This is a genomic window from Enterovibrio paralichthyis (assembly GCF_019209835.1).
Classification (GTDB): Bacteria; Pseudomonadota; Gammaproteobacteria; order Enterobacterales; family Vibrionaceae; genus Enterovibrio; species Enterovibrio paralichthyis.
This window is the reverse complement of the sequence record NZ_JAHUTS010000037.1, coordinates 1-16,329: the sequence shown is the minus strand read 5'-3', so window position 1 is coordinate 16,329 and position 16,329 is coordinate 1. Positions and strand designations below refer to the sequence as shown.

Below are 16,329 nucleotides of genomic sequence, written 5' to 3'. Positions count from 1 at the left end.
ACAGTTGGGTCACTTATCAGCGAGCTGAGGAACCCTATGGTTTACTCTTATACCGAGAAAAAGCGTATCCGTAAGGATTTTGGTAAGCGTCCTCAAGTTCTGGACGTGCCATACTTGCTGTCTATCCAGCTTGATTCTTTCGAGAAATTTATCGAGCAGGATCCAGAAGGGCAATACGGTCTTGAAGCTGCCTTTCGCTCTGTCTTTCCGATTCAGAGCTACAACGGCAATTCCGAGCTGCAATACGTTAGCTATCGTCTCGGTGAGCCAGTTTTCGATGTTAAAGAATGTCAGATCCGTGGCGTAACTTACTCCGCACCACTGCGCGTTAAACTGCGCCTGGTGATGTTTGACAAAGATGCACCTGCTGGCACCGTAAAAGACATCAAAGAGCAAGAAGTCTACATGGGTGAAATTCCACTCATGACAGACAATGGTACCTTTGTTATCAACGGTACTGAGAGGGTTATCGTATCCCAGCTGCATCGTAGCCCGGGCGTCTTCTTCGACAGCGATAAGGGTAAAACCCATTCCTCAGGTAAAGTGCTGTATAACGCACGCATCATTCCATACCGTGGTTCATGGTTGGACTTTGAATTCGATCCTAAGGATCTGCTGTACGTACGTATTGACCGTCGTCGTAAGCTGCCTGCATCGATCATCCTGCGTGCACTTGAGTACACTACTGAGCAAATCCTTGATCTGTTCTTCGACAAGATTGTTTTCGAAGTACAAGGCAAGTCGCTAGTCATGGAGCTGGTGCCTGATCGCCTGCGCGGTGAAACTGCAAGTTTCGATATCGAAGCTGACGGTAAAGTTTACATCGAGCAAGGTCGTCGTATTACTGCGCGCCACATCCGCCAGCTTGAAAAAGACGGCATCAAACAAATTGAAGTTCCTGTTGAGTACATCGTGGGCAAAATTGCTGCACGTGATTACATCAACGAGGAAACCGGTGAGATCATTGCGGCTGCTAACCAAGAGCTGAGCCTGGAAACTCTGGCGCTTCTGTCTCAGGCAGGCCACAAGAAGATCGAAACCCTGTTCACCAATGACCTGGATCACGGCCCGTACATGTCCGATACCCTGCGTATCGACAGCACGACTGACCGTTTGACTGCGTTGGTTGAAATCTACCGCATGATGCGTCCTGGTGAGCCACCAACGCGCGAAGCAGCAGAGCAGCTTTTCGAAAGCCTGTTCTTCTCAGAAGATCGTTACGATCTGTCTGCGGTAGGTCGCATGAAGTTCAACAGCTCACTGAACCGTGAAGAGATGACCGGTCCAGGCGTACTGAGCCACGACGACATCATTGAAGTGATGCGCAAGCTGATCGATATCCGTAACGGTATCGGTGAGGTGGACGATATCGACCACCTGGGCAACCGTCGTATCCGCTCTGTGGGCGAAATGGCTGAGAACCAGTTCCGTGTTGGTCTGGTACGTGTTGAGCGTGCGGTTAAAGAGCGTCTGAGCCTTGGCGATCTCGACAACGTGATGCCACAGGATCTGATCAACGCTAAGCCTATTTCTGCGGCGGTGAAAGAGTTCTTCGGTTCTTCTCAGCTGTCTCAGTTTATGGACCAGAACAACCCGTTGTCAGAAGTGACGCACAAGCGTCGTATCTCTGCACTGGGTCCAGGCGGTCTGACGCGTGAGCGCGCGGGCTTTGAAGTTCGAGACGTACACGCAACCCACTACGGTCGCCTGTGTCCAATCGAAACGCCTGAAGGTCCAAACATCGGTCTGATCAACTCACTTTCAGCGTTTGCGCGTACTAACCCGTACGGCTTCCTGGAAACACCTTACCGTAAAGTGATTGACGGTAAAGTGACCGACGAGATCGACTACCTGTCTGCGATCGAAGAAGGTCAATTCGTTATCGCGCAGGCTAACGCCGCGCTGAACGAAGACGGTTCTTTCGCTGACGAACTGATTACTGCTCGCCAGAAAGGTGAATCAGGTCTGCACCCACGTGACCATGTTCAGTACATGGACGTTGCAACCAACCAGGTTGTATCGGTGGCGGCATCTCTGATCCCGTTCCTTGAGCACGACGATGCTAACCGTGCACTGATGGGTGCGAACATGCAACGTCAGGCCGTTCCAACCCTGCGCTCTGATAAGCCACTGGTTGGTACTGGTATTGAACGTGCAGTAGCGGTTGACTCGGGTGTAACTGCTGTTGCGAAACGCGGCGGTATGGTTCAGTCCGTAGACGCATCACGCATCGTTATTAAGGTTAATGAAGATGAGCTGGTACCAGGCGAAGCCGGTATCGACATCTACAACCTGACGAAGTACACCCGTTCTAACCAGAACACCTGTATCAACCAGCGTCCATGTGTGATGCCAGGCGAGCCTGTCATGCGCGGCGATGTTCTGGCTGACGGTCCTTCAACGGACCTGGGTGAACTGGCACTTGGCCAGAACATGCGTATCGCGTTCATGCCTTGGAACGGTTACAACTTCGAGGACTCCATCCTTGTATCTGAGCGTGTAGTACAGGAAGACCGCCTGACTACCATCCACATCCAAGAACTGTCTTGTGTGGCGCGTGATACTAAACTGGGTAGCGAAGAAATCACTGCTGACATCCCTAACGTGGGTGAAGCTGCGCTGTCTAAACTGGACGAATCTGGTGTTGTATACATCGGTGCGGAAGTGAAAGGCGGCGACATTCTGGTAGGTAAAGTGACGCCTAAAGGCGAAACCCAACTGACCCCAGAAGAAAAACTTCTACGTGCAATCTTCGGTGAGAAAGCGTCTGACGTGAAAGACTCTTCTCTGCGTGTTCCAAACGGCGTATCTGGTACGGTTATCGACGTACAAGTATTTACCCGTGATGGTGTAGAGAAAGACAAACGTGCGCTTGAAATCGAAGAAATGCAGCTGAAAGAAGCCAAGAAAGACCTGACAGAAGAGTTCTCTATTCTGGAAGGTGGTCTGGTAGCACGTGTTCGTGGCGTACTGGCGCAAGCGGGTTACAGCCAAGACAAACTGGCGAACATGGATCGTCAGTCAATGCTGACTCAGACCCTTGACGACGAAGCACTGCAAACTCAGCTGGAACAACTGGCTGAGCAGTACGACGAGCTGAAAGCAGACTTCGATAAGAAGTTTGACACCAAGCGCCGTAAGATCACCCAAGGTGACGATCTGGCACCGGGCGTCCTTAAGATTGTTAAGGTATACCTGGCTGTTAAGCGTCGTATTCAGCCTGGTGATAAGATGGCGGGTCGTCACGGTAACAAGGGTGTTATCTCTAAGATCAACCCTGTTGAAGACATGCCGTACGATGAAAACGGTGAGCCAGTAGATATCGTACTGAACCCACTGGGTGTACCGTCTCGTATGAACATCGGTCAGATCCTGGAAACCCACCTTGGCCTTGCGGCGAAAGGTATCGGTAACAAGATCAACAAGATGATCAAAGAGCAGCAAGAACTGGCGAAATTCCGTGAGTTCCTGCAGAAGGTTTACGACCTGGGCGATACCCGTCAGAAAGTAGACATTTCTACCCTGACTGACGAAGAAGTACGTACTCTGATCGAAAACCTGCGCGGCGGTCTACCAATCGCAACCCCTGTGTTCGATGGTGCACCAGAGCCAGCAATCAAAGAGCTGTTGAAACTGGGTGATCTGCCAGAATCTGGCCAGCTGACCCTGTTTGATGGCCGTACCGGTGACAAGTTTGAGCGTCCAGTAACTGTCGGTTACATGTACATGCTGAAACTGAACCACTTGGTTGACGATAAGATGCACGCCCGTTCTACCGGTTCTTACAGCCTGGTTACTCAGCAGCCGCTGGGTGGTAAGGCTCAGTTCGGTGGTCAGCGTTTCGGTGAGATGGAAGTGTGGGCGCTGGAAGCATACGGCGCAGCATACACCCTGCAGGAAATGCTGACTGTTAAGTCGGATGACGTGAACGGTCGTACGAAGATGTATAAGAACATCGTCGACGGCGATCACCGCATGGAACCGGGTATGCCGGAATCTTTCAACGTACTGCTGAAAGAAATCCGCTCGTTGGGTATCAACATCGAGCTGGAAGACGAATAAGCCCCGACTTATTGCGCTTCCCAAAAAGCATTGGCAGTGCGGCCTGGCCGCATTGCCAATCGCGAAATGGAAATTTCCGGTATCAATATGAAGTCGCTGATATCCAGCGTCTTTATGGGTCAACTCCTCACAGGAGCCGAATGTGAAAGACTTACTTAAGTTTCTGAAAGCACAGCATAAGACCGAAGAATTTGATGCAATCAAAATCGGTCTGGCTTCACCAGATATGATCCGTTCGTGGTCATTCGGTGAAGTGAAAAAGCCAGAAACCATTAACTACCGTACCTTTAAGCCTGAGCGTGACGGTCTGTTCTGTGCACGTATCTTTGGCCCGGTAAAAGACTACGAATGTCTTTGTGGTAAATACAAGCGCCTGAAGCACCGTGGCGTGATCTGTGAAAAATGTGGTGTTGAAGTTACTCAGACCAAAGTACGTCGTGAGCGTATGGGTCACATTGAGCTGGCTTCTCCAGTTGCCCACATCTGGTTCCTGAAATCACTGCCAAGCCGTATCGGTCTGCTGATGGACATGCCTCTGCGTGACATCGAGCGTGTTCTGTACTTCGAATCATACGTTGTGATCGAGCCAGGCATGACCGATCTTGAGCGTAGCCAAATGCTGTCTGAAGAGCAGTACCTGGACGCGCTGGAGCAATGGGGTGATGAATTCGACGCTCGTATGGGTGCCGAAGCTGTTAAAGCACTGCTGGCAAACATGAACCTGGTTGCTGAAGCAGAGCTAATGCGCGAAGAGTTGAACGAAACCAACTCTGAAACCAAGCGCAAGAAAATCACCAAGCGCCTGAAGCTTGTTGAAGCATTTGTACAATCAGGAAACAACCCTGAGTGGATGATCCTGACTGTTCTTCCAGTTCTGCCACCGGACCTGCGTCCTCTGGTACCACTGGATGGCGGTCGTTTCGCGACGTCAGATCTGAACGATCTGTACCGTCGTGTTATCAACCGTAACAACCGTCTGAAGCGCCTGCTTGACCTGGCTGCACCTGACATCATCGTACGTAACGAAAAACGTATGCTGCAAGAGTCAGTTGATGCCCTGCTGGACAACGGTCGTCGTGGTCGTGCTATCACTGGCTCGAACAAGCGTCCTCTGAAGTCTCTGGCAGACATGATCAAAGGTAAACAAGGTCGTTTCCGTCAGAACCTGCTTGGTAAGCGTGTAGACTACTCTGGTCGTTCGGTAATCACCGTTGGTCCATACCTGCGTCTGCACCAGTGTGGTCTTCCTAAGAAGATGGCACTTGAGCTGTTCAAACCATTTATCTACGGCAAGCTGGAAGCACGTGGTCTGGCGACTACGATCAAAGCTGCTAAGAAAATGGTTGAGCGCGAAGAAGCGGTGGTTTGGGATATCCTGGATGAAGTTATCCGCGAACACCCAGTCCTGCTGAACCGTGCACCGACACTTCACCGTCTGGGTATTCAGGCGTTTGAACCAGTGCTGATCGAAGGTAAAGCAATCCAACTGCACCCACTCGTTTGTGCGGCATACAACGCCGACTTCGATGGTGACCAGATGGCTGTTCACGTACCTCTGACACTGGAAGCACAGCTTGAAGCACGTGCTCTGATGATGTCGACTAACAACATCCTGTCTCCTGCGTCCGGTGATCCAATCATCGTACCTTCTCAGGACGTTGTATTGGGTCTGTACTACATGACCCGCGAAAAGATCAATGCGAAGGGTGAAGGTCTGTACCTGTCTGGTCCTGCGGAAGCTGAAAAAGCATACCGTACAGGCAACGCAGAGCTGCACGCGCGCGTTAAAGTTCGCATTCGCGAAGTACTGGTTGATGAGATGGGCAACCGCACCGAGAACGTCGGTCTGGTTGATACCACTGTTGGCCGTGCAATGCTGTGGAAGATCGTGCCACTAGGCCTGCCATACAGCATCGTGAACCAGGCGCTGGGTAAGAAGCAGATCTCTAACCTGCTGAACACCTGTTACCGTACACTGGGTCTGAAAGACACCGTTATCTTCGCTGACCAAATCATGTACACCGGTTTCGCATACGCGGCACTGTCTGGTGTATCTGTTGGTATCGACGATATGGTGATCCCACAGGCGAAATACGACCTGATCGAAGCAGCGGAAGCAGAAGTTGCTGAAATTCAGGAGCAGTTCCAGTCTGGTCTGGTTACCGCGGGCGAACGTTACAACAAAGTAATCGATATCTGGGCAGCCGCTAACGAACAAGTTGCGAAAGCGATGATGGATAACCTGTCTTTTGACACTGTTATCAACCGTGACGGCGAAGAAGAAGCTCAGAAATCATTCAACAGCGTATACATGATGGCCGACTCAGGTGCTCGTGGTTCGGCTGCTCAGATCCGTCAGCTGGCGGGTATGCGTGGTCTGATGGCGAAACCAGATGGTTCGATCATCGAAACGCCAATCACCGCGAACTTCCGTGAAGGTCTGAACGTACTCCAGTACTTCATCTCAACCCACGGTGCTCGTAAGGGTCTGGCGGATACCGCACTGAAGACTGCGAACTCCGGTTACCTGACTCGTCGTCTGGTAGACGTAGCGCAAGACGTGGTTGTAACCGAAACAGATTGTGGTACCACCGAAGGTATCAACATGATGGCGGTTATCGAAGGTGGTGACGTTAAAGAAGCACTGCGTGAGCGTGTTCTGGGCCGTGTGGTTGCAGAAGACGTGATGAAGCCGGGTACTGATGAAGTGCTGGCGCCGCGCAACACCCTGCTCGACGAGAAGTGGTGTGAAATCCTGGAGAAAAACTCTGTTGACCAGGTGAAAGTGCGTTCTGTTGTAACCTGTGAAACTGATTTCGGTTGTTGTGCGAACTGTTACGGTCGTGACTTGGCTCGTGGTCACCTGGTTAACCACGGTGAATCTGTGGGCGTTATCGCTGCACAGTCAATCGGTGAGCCTGGTACACAGCTGACAATGCGTACGTTCCACATCGGTGGTGCGGCATCGCGTGCGGCTGCTGAAAGCAGCATTCAGGTGAAGAACAACGGTTCTCTGCACCTGCACAACGCGAAGTTCGTTACCAACAATGCGGGCAAACTGGTGATCACATCTCGTGCATCAGAGCTGACTATCGTTGATGAATTCGGCCGTACTAAGGAAAGCTACAAGCTGCCTTACGGTTGTGTACTGAGCAAGCTGGATGGTGATGCAGTTAAAGCGGGCGAGACCGTTGCTAACTGGGACCCACACACAATGCCAATCATCACCGAAGTAGAAGGTCGTATCGAGTTCGTTGACATGGTGGACGGTGTGACTGTTCAACGTCAAACGGATGAACTGACCGGTCTGTCTTCAATGGTTGTTCTGGATGCGGCTGAGCGTACCTCTGCGGGTAAAGACATGCGTCCTACCGTGCGTCTGCTTGATGCATCTGGTAACGCTGTGATGATCCCTGGTACAGACATGCCTGCACAGTACTTCCTGCCTGGTAAAGCAATTGTCCAGCTGGAAGACGGTGCAAACGTAGGCGTGGGTGATACCCTTTCTCGTATTCCTCAGGAATCTGGCGGTACGAAAGATATCACCGGTGGTCTGCCACGCGTAGCGGACCTGTTCGAAGCACGTAAGCCTAAAGAGCCTGCAATTCTGGCAGAGATCACGGGTGCTGTTTCCTTCGGTAAAGAAACCAAAGGTAAACGCCGCCTGATCATCACGCCAACTGAAGGCCAGCCATACGAGGAAATGATTCCTAAGTGGCGTCAGCTGAACGTATTCGAAGGTGAAAAAGTTGAGCGTGGTGACGTTATTGCCGACGGTCCAGAATCTCCACACGACATTCTGCGTCTGCGTGGCGTGCGTGCGGTAACTGAGTACATCACTAACGAAGTACAAGACGTTTACCGTCTGCAAGGCGTTAAGATCAACGACAAGCACATCGAGACTATCGTTCGTCAGATGCTGCGCAAGGTAACTATCACGTCTTCAGGTGACTCTGAGTTCCTGGAAGGCGAGCAGGTAGAATACTCTCGCGTAACCATCGCGAACCGTAAGCTGGAATCTGAAGGCAAACTGCCTGCAGGCTTCGAGCGCGATCTGCTGGGTATCACTAAAGCGTCTCTGGCAACTGAATCGTTCATCTCTGCGGCATCGTTCCAGGAAACGACTCGCGTACTGACCGAAGCAGCTGTATCTGGCAAGCGCGACGAACTGCGCGGTCTGAAAGAGAACGTAATCGTTGGTCGTCTGATCCCTGCGGGTACTGGTTTTGCTTACCACAAGTCGCGCCAAGCGCGTCGCAACGTGGCAGAAGAGCCAGTAGCGCCTCAGATTGATGCTGAACAAGCATCTCAGGATCTGGCAGCACTGCTGAACGCAGGTCTGAGCGACGAAAACTAATCTTCGCTGACTTGATACTAAAAAGGCATCCTCCGGGATGCCTTTTTGTTTTTTGGCGCCGAGGAAACGTTATATATCCTGATGACCCAGAAATTGGCGGAAGTTAGATTCGGCTGCGGTTAAAGGGGACAAATGTCCTCCCTGTTTTCTTTCGCGCATCTCTACCATAGCGTCAATCCCTCTGTTAAGGCGTTAACATGAATCTTTTAGCCCTGTTTGATATCAATAATACCCTGGTACATATCCCGCTTGGTGCGGGTGGTTATGCCATGTCCTGGATTGAAGCTGTTGCTGCGGTTTTTGGTTTGCTGTGTATCTGGTATGCCAGTAAAGAAAAGACCATCAACTATCTGTTTGGCCTTATCAACGTGACGTTGTTTGCCATTATCTTCTATCAAATCCAGCTGTATGCGTTGCTGCTCCTTCAGGTGTTTTTCTTCTGCGCCAATATCTATGGCTGGTATGCGTGGACGCACCCGACATCAAGCGGAGAAACACTCCGTGTGCGTTGGTTGGAGAAAAACAAACTCGGTGCAACTGCGTTGGTGAGTGTGGTTGGTATCGCACTGATGACCTTTTACATTGACCCAATATTTTTCGCGTTGGCCAATATCACTGTGGATGGCCTGAACATGTTTGGCGCAGGGCTTGCGCGCCCTGAATTACAGCCGGACGCATTCCCATTCTGGGATTCAGCGGTAACTGTGTTGTGTGTTGTGGCTCAGATCCTGATGACGCGTAAATACGTGGAAAACTGGATGCTGTGGGTTGTTATCAACATCATCAGTGTTGGGTTGTATGCCGCACAGGGCGTGTACGTGTTGTCATTCCAGTACGCTATCCTGCTTTTCATTGCAGCGAACGGCACCCGCGAATGGATGCAGTTGGCGAAGCCGAAAGCGGCGGCCAACTTCACTGCGAAAGAGGCCTGATTGCCATGAAACAACCGCATATCGGTGTTGATAACACCCAGGTGACTGAGCGGGTTGTCCTTTGCGGCGACCCGGCACGCAGTGAGCGTATTGCCAGCCTGATGGACAATGTCGAGTTTCTGGCAGAGAACCGCGAATACCGTCTCTACCGCGGTGAATTTAACGGCGTGCCCGTCACTGTCAGCAGTTGTGGCATTGGCAGTCCGTCGCTGGTGATTGCACTGGAAGAGCTGCGTCTTTGTGGTGCAACGCAGTTTATCCGCGTCGGTTCTTGCGGCGCCCTGCAACACAATATTGGCCTTGGAGCGTTGATTATCGCCGAAGGTGCTGTGCGTGATGAAGGGGCTTCCCATGCTTACGTCAGCTCCAACTATCCGGCTTTTGCAAGCTTTACGCTGGTGGCCGGAATGGCGGAGTACCTGAGTGCCGAGGGCGTGGAATACCACACGGGTGTGGTGCGTTCCCACGATTCGTTCTACCGTGACGATGAACTCGACATCTGCCGTCAGTGGCATACCAAAGGGGTGCTGGGATGTGACATGGAAACATCCGCCCTGTTTACCGTTGGACGCCTGCGCGGAGTGCAAGTGGCGGCGGTGCTCAACAATGTGGTGAGGTATGAAGCCGATGTATCAGAAGGCGTCGCTCACTATGCTGAAAGTGAAGGCGCACTGATGGCCGGTGAAAAGCGTGCTGCTCTTGCCGCTTTGCACGCCCTGACATCCCGCTGATCCCCTGCAACGAAGCCTGCCGATTGCCGTTGCAATCAGGCAGGTTTCTCTCTAGCGTTACCGCTACCCGTCATTACCTTTGCATACCCGATGAAGTTATCGCCATACTCTTATGGACGTTTCCGCCGCACACTCAGCGCGGAGACACTGCAGCTTCGCCAGTTGATGAAAGCCTGCGTTTCCCACTCGTGCTATTTTCAGGAAGGAGAAGCCATTCTCAGGCAGGGTGAAGAGCTTGAGTTCCTTTATATCGTCCCAGTCGGCAATGTCTCCATGAGCATCATTGCGCAAAACGGACGCCGGTTTCAGTTGGGCAGGGCGCATTGTGATGACCATATTTTCGGTGAAATAGAGTTTTTCACCCGCCAGCCTTGCCAATGGAATGTGACCGCGGATGAGGCACTGAACGCAGAAGCGGTCTGTTTGCAAAAGTTGAAAGAGCAACTGCTTGCCCATCCCTTATTGTTGCTGCATTTTGCGTCAGCGCTGGCGGCGGATTATCAGGATTCACTGGCGATTTATACCTCCAGGCTAATGCACAGTATCGCGCATAACATTGCCAGTGATTTGCTGCAAGAGAAGGAAACAACTGCGTATTTAGTCGGTTTTGATAAAGTCACGCAGGAAGCGGAGCGATTTGGTACCAGTGCAAGGGTCTACCGCCGTGCTGTGAATGAACTGATTGAACTGGGACTGGTTAAGCGAGAGGCAGGTAAGCTGGAAATTGAAAACGAGTATGGACTGCGAGCGTTTTTAGACAGCCATACATGACTGCCAGTCAGATGAATTTGCAAAAACGAGCCGACTGGTTATCACCAGCCGGAACTTGCACCAGGATTGCCTTAAGCGCCGGGTGGGATCGCCAGGCTGTCCGCAATCAATTGGATGAGCATGTCTTCCTTCTCAAAGCGCGACTCCATAATTTCGCCCACACTTGAGATGTCCTCATCAAAATCCGCTGAGTTGTCTTCATCCAGCTCGAAGTTGCTGTATTTGTCGTTGAAGTTCAACAAAGGTTCTGTGGTTTCAATGATATGGAAGTAGAGATTGTCTATCTCTTCATTGGTGGAAAAGCCGGTTGCTTTCCAGCGCGCCATTACCATGTCATAGATTTTGAAATGGCCGGCAGAAATGTAATCCACCAAGGTTTCACAGAAGCGGTTCAGTTCTGCCTCTGTTGGCAAACAGTGTTTTTTGGTGCCAGACAAGCCTGCTACCTTGCAATACTCCACCAGAAGCTCTTGTCTCAGCGTCAGCCAGTAGTCAATTACATCGCTGTAACCGCCCCACTGCTGTTGGGTCTTTTCGAGTCTATTCAGCATGACCACGTTCCTCATGATCAGCGCACCTGAGCGCTTTTATCGGATTACAGCCATATCAATCAGGCCATCATTTGTCTAACATCAGGTTACTGAAAGTAGATTGCCCCAATTTTTCCGGCTAAGCAAGGATCGAAGTTTCGTTATGTCTGATCAAAAAGATCTTGTCTATCTGTGTTGTGTAACGGAAGGGAAGTTGTGGTTGCCTGATCGCAACCTGCCATTGATACCCAGAATGCAACTGACACACTGGGTTGGTGAGAGTTTTGTCATCGGCCACTGCGATGGTTATGAGATCCGATACGCCTTCTCATCGAAATCAGCAGCGATGCGGGAGGACTTTGACTCCCTGCGCTCGCTTCTGCACTTGCCGCCAGAATTGTTCAATCTCGCTGGCCGGGCTATCCAGCTTGATAATATGCGCCTTACCCAGCGTTATTGCTGCGCTTGTGGTGGGGAAAATGTCTTTGACGCTTCTCATCCGGCGATGGTTTGCAATAACTGCCAGGCTGTGCACTATCCGCGGGTGTCACCGTGCGTGATTGTGGCCGTGAAGAAAGACGGGCAGATCCTGCTGGCACATCATCCACGCCATAAAAACGGCATGTACACAGTGATCGCCGGTTTTGTGGAAGCAGGGGAAACACTGGAGCAGTGCGTGGCGAGGGAAGTCAAAGAAGAGACGGGAATTGATGTTTGCAATATCCGTTACTTTGACAGCCAGCCATGGGCGTTTCCGTCAAACCTGATGATGGGTTTCATTGCGGACTATGCTGGCGGCGAGCTAGACCCCGACTACGAAGAACTCACGGATGCACAGTGGTTTGAAATCGATGACCTGCCGCTGGTGGCGCCAAAGGGCACAATTGCACGGCGTTTGATTGAGGCCTGTCAGGTGTAAATATGTAAAAAAAACCCGCCGTAGGGAGGCGGGGTAAGATGCGATTATGGGTTGTGTCTTTCAGACATTTTGTTATTTGAGCGATTTTTTAACATGTGCTTAAACATCTCGCAAATAACTTGTAGCGCGGATGATAATAATTATGATCGTATCCACAAAGGGTGCCTTTTGTTGTCCTGCGACGATGGTACAATAGCGCCACTTTATTTTCGGGATGTGGACAATGACAGAATTAAAGAATGACCGCTATTTGCGCGCGCTGTTAAAAGAGCCGGTTGATTACACACCGGTATGGATGATGCGTCAGGCTGGCCGCTATCTGCCTGAGTACAAGGCGACTCGCGCCGAAGCCGGCGACTTTATGTCATTGTGCAAAAATGCTGAACTGGCGTGTGAAGTCACCCTTCAGCCACTGCGCCGCTACGATCTGGATGCCGCTATCCTGTTCTCGGACATTCTGACCATTCCTGATGCTATGGGACTTGGCCTGTACTTCGAAACTGGCGAAGGCCCGAAGTTCGAACGACCAATCACCTGTAAAGCGGATGTGGAAAAAATTGGCTTGCCGGATCCGGAAGGTGAATTGCAGTACGTGATGAATGCCGTGCGCACCATCCGTAAGGGACTGGAAGGCAAGGTCCCGTTGATCGGCTTCTCCGGCAGCCCGTGGACACTGGCAACCTACATGGTTGAAGGCGGCAGCTCTAAAGCGTTCACCAAAATCAAAAAAATGATGTATGCCGAGCCACAAACCCTGCACCTGCTGCTGGATAAACTGGCCGATAGCGTCATTGAATACCTGAATGCGCAGATCAAAGCGGGCGCACAGTCGGTGATGGTATTTGACACTTGGGGTGGCGTGCTGACTCCGCGTGATTACAACGAATTCTCCCTGCGTTACATGCACAAAATTGTGGATGGCCTGATCCGTGAAAACGAAGGCCGCCGCGTGCCAGTGACCCTGTTCACCAAAAACGGCGGTATGTGGCTGGAGCAAATTGCAGCAACCGGCTGTGATGGCGTGGGTCTGGACTGGACCATTGATATGGCGGAAGCCAAGCGTCGCATCGGCGACAAAGTGGCGCTGCAGGGCAACATGGATCCATCTATGCTGTACGCATCACCGGAGCGAATCCGCCAGGAAGTGGCAACGATTCTGGAAGGATTCGGTAATGGCTCTGGCCACGTGTTCAACCTCGGCCATGGTATCCACCTGGACGTTCCGCCTGAAAATGCGGGTGTGTTTGTGGATGCAGTGCATGAGCTTTCCAAGCCTTACCACAAGTAACCGAATTCCCGGAATTACAGGCCAGCATTCGCTGGCCTTTTTCTGTCTGTCACTTTGTGCAGGGTTCACCGGGAATTTTCCTTAGAAAGCTGTACGTGTGCATTTTTGTTTTATAAAACAATGAATTATATAAGGCACGATGTTAAGGTTAACATTGTGTACAGGAAAAAGCTGATTGACAGGTAAAATGCTGATCAAAATTCTTCGGCTTGTGTCTTACCGCTTATTTTCCCGAAATTACACCTGTCAGGTTCGTCGGGAAAATTTATGGGAAAGCTGTACATTATGAATAAGTTGAGATAAATCAGAGTATTACAGAGTTCTCTTTTCTCTGTTAGATATGGCGTTCAGGAAAAAGCTGTTTGTCATAAGAAAAGCTGATCAATCTTTTCTCTCAACATGGGCAGGATCTCCGTTTCAAACCACGGATTCTTTCTGAGCCACAAATTGTTGCGTGGTGATGGGTGGGGAAGGGCAATAACGTCCGGCGCCCAGTTGGCATTCATCTTCACAGTATCGGTGAGGTTTTTTGGCTTTTCACGCAGGTAGTAACGCTGTGCGTAGTCGCCGATAAGTAGCGTCAATGCAATGTCCGGAAGCTGGCTTTTGATCTTTGCATGCCAGGCTGGCGCGCACTCTGGCCTGGGTGGCAGATCGCCGGATTGGCCTTTACCCGGGTAGCAAAACCCCATCGGCATAATGGCGACCTGCGTAGGGTCATAAAATCGCGGTTTATCCATCTGAAGCCACTCCCTGAGCCTGTCACCGCTCGGGTCATTCCACGGAATGCCGCTTTCATGCACCCGCGTGCCAGGAGCCTGTCCGATGATTAACAGCCTCGCGGTTGATGCTGCCTGAACGACCGGGCGTGGCCCCAGAGGTAAATGCTCCTGACACAGGCAGCACCGGCGCACTTCCTCCAGCAGCATGATCAGATTGTCGTCCGACATTAATACCCCCTGGAAAAATCCATCACAAAGTTGAGCGGTTTCCCGTCCCTCCAGCGCCGGTAGTTTTCGGCGAAAATCTCAAATACCTGCTCTGGAAAACTTTCAGCAGAGATATGTGGCGTCACTGTAATTGCTGGGTGGCGCCAGAAAGGGTGGCTTGTGTCGAGTGGCTCATGGGTGAAGACATCAAGCACGGCATGGGCGATGTGTCCTTGTTCGATGAGCTTTGGTAGGTCTGCTTCAACCAGCGCGGAGCCTCGGCCGACATTAAACAGGATTGCCTGCTGGCAATGGGATAGGGTTTCATGGCTCAGAATACCGGATGTTTCAGGGGTCGATGGCAATACAGATACCACCACGTGTGCGCCCCCCAAGGCGTGATGCAGTTCAGCGGTGGTTACCACGCGGTCAAAACCTTCTACTTCTTCACCACTGCGGCTAACCCCGGTTACCTGCATGCCGAAATGCCGCCCTGTCGCAGCCAAGTGGGCACCGATAGACCCAGTACCGAGGATGACCAGGTGTTTCCCATGCAGCCCCTGATAGGGCTTGGGCTGCCAACGCTTTTCGGACTGCATGGCACGGTAATGTGGCAGATGGCGGGTCAGGGTCAGCAGTTGCCCAAATACGTATTCGGACATCAGCGGGCCAAAGATGCCGCGTACATTGGTTAGCTGATAATTTTTTTTTGGTTTGGCCAACAGGGCATCTGCACCGGCAAACGTCGATTGCAGCCAGGCCAGCTGGGTTGCCTGCTCCAGTTGTTTGGCAAAGCGGGGAGGGTCGGCGAGGACAATATTGGCCTGCTCCAGTGAATCGGTCAGGGCGAGTCCGGGCAGTGCTGCGGTTTCAAACATGGTGCGGTATTGCGCGTCATTAACTGAGCAAATATAAAGTCGGTTCACTGTGTCTCCTTCCCTTTCTTTTCCTTCCTGTGTGCCCTGACAGCTTTCCTCTTGCTTGAGGTTTTGAGTATATAAAGTAAACTTGCCCCACATTCCTTGCAGGCCAGCAGTTGCTGCGCCTTATGTAGACGGCAGACCATGTTACAGAACCCGATCCAGCTGCGACTCGAAAAACTCGACACCTGGCAGCATATCACCTTTATGGCAGCGCTGGTGGAGCGCATGTACCCTAACTACGCGGTGTTTTGCCAGCAAACCGGTTTTGCTGAGCCTCAACCATTCCGCCAACTGCTGGATGCGGTATGGGAAATCCTGACGGTAAAAAATGCCAAAATCGACTTCGAGCGCCAACTGGAGAAGCTTGAAGAGATGATCCCGACCACCGAAGAGTTTGATATCTACCTGGTGTACCCGGCGATCGATGCCTGTGTCGCGATGTCGACCCTGCTTCACACCTTGCTAGACCGTGACCTGATGATGGAATCTGTGCTGAAAATCAGCCAGCAGTCAGTGGCAACTGTCGCGCAGCTGGAAGAGGCGCAATCTGGCGTTGAAGTGACCAACGATAACCAGAAAGAGATTGAAACGGTGTGCGCGGAGTGGGATGTGCAGTGGGAAATTTTCCGTGCGCTGAAAGAAGCGCAAGAGCGTGATATCGAAATGATCCGCGGTATCCGTACTGAACTGCGGGAAGATGGCGTCAGCAACCTGGGGTTGTCGCTTTAAGCCTTTCTCTGCAATAAAAAACGGGCCAGATGGCTAATGCCAGTCAGTTAAGCTGACTGGCTTTCTTTTTATTGGGGTATTTCTTTGCCTTAGGCTTCACGGCTCTCGGGTATATTCGATCTTCTCGCTTAATGGGCAACACATGATGTATCGCCTCC

Annotated in this window: 11 protein-coding genes; 8 read left to right on the top strand and 3 right to left on the bottom strand. The window is 51.5% G+C overall.

The annotated features are described in order from the left end of the window. Positions 1-36: 36 nt before the first annotated feature. The 5 genes from rpoB to KU854_RS23250 all read left to right on the top strand — a co-directional run bounded on the left by rpoB (position 37) and on the right by KU854_RS23250 (position 10,853). Positions 37-4,062, top strand: coding sequence for a DNA-directed RNA polymerase subunit beta (rpoB, locus tag KU854_RS23270; RefSeq protein WP_218360665.1), 4,026 nt, complete (start codon positions 37-39; stop codon positions 4,060-4,062). 142 nt (positions 4,063-4,204) lie between these two features. After that, positions 4,205-8,419: a DNA-directed RNA polymerase subunit beta' gene (rpoC, locus tag KU854_RS23265; protein ID WP_218360664.1), complete on the top strand. Its 4,215-nt coding sequence runs from the start codon at positions 4,205-4,207 to the stop codon at positions 8,417-8,419. 197 nt (positions 8,420-8,616) lie between these two features. Beyond that, positions 8,617-9,351: a nicotinamide riboside transporter PnuC gene (pnuC, locus tag KU854_RS23260; protein ID WP_218360663.1), complete on the top strand. Its 735-nt coding sequence runs from the start codon at positions 8,617-8,619 to the stop codon at positions 9,349-9,351. A 5-nt stretch (positions 9,352-9,356) separates the two neighbouring features. Next, a complete protein-coding gene (locus tag KU854_RS23255) occupies positions 9,357-10,082 on the top strand; it encodes a nucleoside phosphorylase (protein ID WP_218360674.1) in 726 nt (241 codons plus the stop codon). 90 nt (positions 10,083-10,172) lie between these two features. Then, a complete protein-coding gene (locus KU854_RS23250) occupies positions 10,173-10,853 on the top strand; it encodes a Crp/Fnr family transcriptional regulator (protein ID WP_218360662.1) in 681 nt (226 codons plus the stop codon). A gap of 71 nt (positions 10,854-10,924) precedes the next feature. On the opposite strand, the gene rsd is transcribed toward KU854_RS23250, so the two are convergent. Next, positions 10,925-11,404, bottom strand: coding sequence for a sigma D regulator (rsd, locus tag KU854_RS23245; RefSeq protein ID WP_218360661.1), 480 nt, complete (start codon positions 11,402-11,404; stop codon positions 10,925-10,927). A gap of 142 nt (positions 11,405-11,546) precedes the next feature. Here rsd and nudC point away from each other — a divergent pair, with 142 nt between their 5' ends. Further along, positions 11,547-12,302 carry an NAD(+) diphosphatase gene (gene nudC / locus KU854_RS23240; protein WP_218360660.1) on the top strand — a complete coding sequence of 252 codons (756 nt, stop codon included), beginning with the start codon at positions 11,547-11,549 and terminating at the stop codon, positions 12,300-12,302. 223 nt (positions 12,303-12,525) lie between these two features. Continuing rightward, complete coding sequence (gene hemE / locus KU854_RS23235) at positions 12,526-13,590, top strand: uroporphyrinogen decarboxylase (RefSeq protein WP_218360659.1); 1,065 nt, start codon at positions 12,526-12,528, stop codon at positions 13,588-13,590. Between the two features lie 365 nt (positions 13,591-13,955). On the opposite strand, the gene KU854_RS23230 is transcribed toward hemE, so the two are convergent. Next, a complete protein-coding gene (locus KU854_RS23230; protein WP_218360658.1) occupies positions 13,956-14,540 on the bottom strand; it encodes a uracil-DNA glycosylase family protein in 585 nt (194 codons plus the stop codon). Continuing rightward, positions 14,540-15,397 carry a D-2-hydroxyacid dehydrogenase gene (locus tag KU854_RS23225; RefSeq protein WP_255555708.1) on the bottom strand — a complete coding sequence of 286 codons (858 nt, stop codon included), beginning with the start codon at positions 15,395-15,397 and terminating at the stop codon, positions 14,540-14,542. The genes KU854_RS23230 and KU854_RS23225 overlap by 1 nt, the downstream gene beginning before the upstream one ends. A gap of 186 nt (positions 15,398-15,583) precedes the next feature. Between KU854_RS23225 and KU854_RS23220 the strand changes: the two genes are divergently transcribed. Further along, positions 15,584-16,171: a YjaG family protein gene (locus tag KU854_RS23220; protein WP_218360656.1), complete on the top strand. Its 588-nt coding sequence runs from the start codon at positions 15,584-15,586 to the stop codon at positions 16,169-16,171. Positions 16,172-16,329: the final 158 nt, after the last annotated feature.

Bases quoted from the DNA above. Each gene is read 5' to 3' on its own strand.
- rpoB (WP_218360665.1), top strand. From the start codon at position 37: ATGGTTTACTCTTATACCGAGAAAAAGCGTATCCGTAAGGATTTTGGT.
- pnuC (WP_218360663.1), top strand. From the start codon at position 8,617: ATGAATCTTTTAGCCCTGTTTGATATCAATAATACCCTGGTACATATC.
- KU854_RS23255 (WP_218360674.1), top strand. From the start codon at position 9,357: ATGAAACAACCGCATATCGGTGTTGATAACACCCAGGTGACTGAGCGG.
- KU854_RS23250 (WP_218360662.1), top strand. From the start codon at position 10,173: ATGAAGTTATCGCCATACTCTTATGGACGTTTCCGCCGCACACTCAGC.
- rsd (WP_218360661.1), bottom strand. From the start codon at position 11,404: ATGCTGAATAGACTCGAAAAGACCCAACAGCAGTGGGGCGGTTACAGC.
- nudC (WP_218360660.1), top strand. From the start codon at position 11,547: ATGTCTGATCAAAAAGATCTTGTCTATCTGTGTTGTGTAACGGAAGGG.
- hemE (WP_218360659.1), top strand. From the start codon at position 12,526: ATGACAGAATTAAAGAATGACCGCTATTTGCGCGCGCTGTTAAAAGAG.
- KU854_RS23230 (WP_218360658.1), bottom strand. From the start codon at position 14,540: ATGTCGGACGACAATCTGATCATGCTGCTGGAGGAAGTGCGCCGGTGC.
- KU854_RS23225 (WP_255555708.1), bottom strand. From the start codon at position 15,397: ATGTTTGAAACCGCAGCACTGCCCGGACTCGCCCTGACCGATTCACTG.
- KU854_RS23220 (WP_218360656.1), top strand. From the start codon at position 15,584: ATGTTACAGAACCCGATCCAGCTGCGACTCGAAAAACTCGACACCTGG.